Source organism: Armatimonas sp. (genome assembly GCF_043760365.1).
Classification (GTDB): Bacteria; Armatimonadota; Armatimonadia; order Armatimonadales; family Armatimonadaceae; genus Armatimonas.
The window spans coordinates 1-2416 of the sequence record NZ_JAYUPA010000045.1; the positions used below are offsets into that span (position 1 = coordinate 1).

General features: G+C 61.5%; 1 pseudogene. It reads right to left on the reverse strand.

From position 1 onward, the window contains the following. Positions 1–220: 220 nt before the first annotated feature. Positions 221–2416, reverse strand: a pseudogene (locus ACH2EH_RS01110) (hypothetical protein); the annotation flags it as partial.

Sequence of the window (2416 nt, forward strand, 5' to 3'; positions counted from 1 at the left end):
GCTCAGAGTCGCAGGCTCAGGGACACAGTTCGGAGCATGGTGCTGGGGATCATGCCCCGCGTAAGCAGGAACAGTGACAGCAAGACCAATAACCAGAACCAAAAGAACCGCTCGAATGTTCATTTATATTTTTCTCCAGATCGTTGGATACGATCAAGAAGACAACATTCGCAATTTCCTGGCCAGAGCTTAACACAAGCACATCTACCTACTGCCAAGACTATAAACGGGTAATTTTAAGGGTAATATTGGCCTCTAGCGGTGTCAGAAATGTCAGAAGCACCCGCACGAGCCCGGGGGCAGTCTCGGCGTCGCGCATTGCCCACATCTGGTGAGCGCTGGCTCCCGGCGAGATTTCAATGACATCTCGGCCATAGCGCATCCGTCCGGTGCCGCGCTTCAAAAAGATCACTTGCCCTGCGAGAGGCTGAAGGGCTGTGTCCTCGGTCTCCCAGATACCACCGGGGGCGAAGTCCAGAGCGATTTGCGCCGGGACACGATCCATGCCATCAAGGGTCTTGTAGTGCAGGGTAATGCCCCCCTCGATCTCGCGAACCGTCAGCTCACTGAGACAGTAGGGCACGCGGCGCAGTGCGCGTTCGGCACGCATAGCCGTATAGCTTTCGACCGGCACGGGCCGCCCCAGGGGCAGCTCGTAGCCCGGACGGTAGGGCGATAGCTTGCCCTCGGAGCGAAGGATCACAGCACTGTCGTCTTCGCGAATCGAGTCCCCCACGAAGCGCCCCACCCCGAAGTACGACTGGCTGATCTTCACGCTCACGAGCTCCGCCTGCCCGGCGACAAGATGCAGTAGCCGGGTCGTGCCGCCAAAAACTGTCGCGCTGAGCGCCCCGCGCCGAATCCGATGAGCCTGCAAGACGGGATAGTGACAGGCATAGCTCTCGGGAAGCCTCGGCTCAATCGGGTCGGGCTCCCCAAACTTCCTTAAAAAGGGCACCAGGGAGTAGCCATCAGCGGACGCTTTTATACTCAAAAATGCGGCGGCTTGCAAAAAGCGCGGCTCGTTGAGGAGTGTCCCCGCCCAGAGGTAGGGAATAATCAGGGCGGAAGGCACAGAGCGGGTGCCGTGATCCTGCCGCCGAGAGAGGCCAGTCTCGATCGTGCCATCAGCATGGAACAGGTGCAGGTTCAGCTCTAGATTACGACGTACCGCCGCCAGACAGTTTTCTTTTTCGTAGCCACACTCGGCCAAGATCAGCAGCGATTTAACACAGATCGCATCGTAGACCCCCGCGCTACGCTCGATCCACGCGCCGTCGGCGTTGATGTCGAAGCCCTCCGCAAGATAGCTCTCGATCACGGGACGAATCTGCTCGGACAAATCCGGGAAACACTGCTCCGCCAGCGCGAGCCCGGCACTCATGACCCAGCGGTGATTGGGTGTATGAAAGCCGCCAGTGAGTGCTCCACCGACCATGCGACGGAGGAAAGCCCTCCCCCGGCTTCGTTCGTCCCTCACTTCGCCACCCCCTCCCAATAATGGGAGAGGGTTGGGTAGGGGTAGGAAAACCCCCTCTATCTCCCCCTCCCTTCCCGTTATCGGGAGGGAGGGGGCAGGGGGGAGGGAGGGCAAACAGAGGGAGGGTAAGAACACCAACGGCAAGCAGATCCAGGCGCGGAGCTTCTCGTTACCCTCGTAGTAGCGGTAGGTATCGAAGCCTTCCACCTCACCTGCGAAGTGCTGCTCGATGGCTAGGGCGAGCGCCTCGGCAGCGGCTTCGTACTGCGCCGCCAGCTCCGTATGCCCGAGCGCACGGGCGAGGTCGGCGGCGCGGCAGTAGCCGTCGTAGGCCAGACACGACGTGGAGAGGTTGGCATCACCGGTGGGGAAACGCCCCTCCAGCTCGTCGGTATCGGAGAGGACAATGCCACGGGAGTCGGTCTTGCGGCGGCAGAACTCCAGGCACCAGACAATCAGCGGCCAGAGTGTCTCCGCCACGTCCTTGTCGCCCCGTGCCAGTGCGTAGCGGCTCGCCCCCGACGCGATCATGGCAGCGTCGCCCCGGTCGCCGCAGTTGCGCCAGACCACATCGCCCTCCACCTCAAACGAGGAAGGCAAAGGCCGAAAGCGGGAGCCGATCTCGGTGGCGAACTTGTTGTAGCAGTTGACGCTCGCCTCGTGGCAGAGAGGGTCGCCCAGATAGCCAAAGAGAGGCCCCGCGTACTCCGCCTGATCGTTGGCCCAGACTCCACCGTAGTAGCGCCCGCCTCCTGGCGAGTGGACTAGGCCCATTTTGGTGTGAAAAAGGCTCTCGGCGGCGCGCCACTTGGCGAACTCGAAGGCACGGTTGAGCATCGGGTCCGGCGTCGTGAGTGTGAGTTTCTTGCCCAGTGCCGTCCAGCGCCGCCCGCGTAGCACGGCTTCATCGTGGGCGCTGAGAGCCGTCAGTGTCTT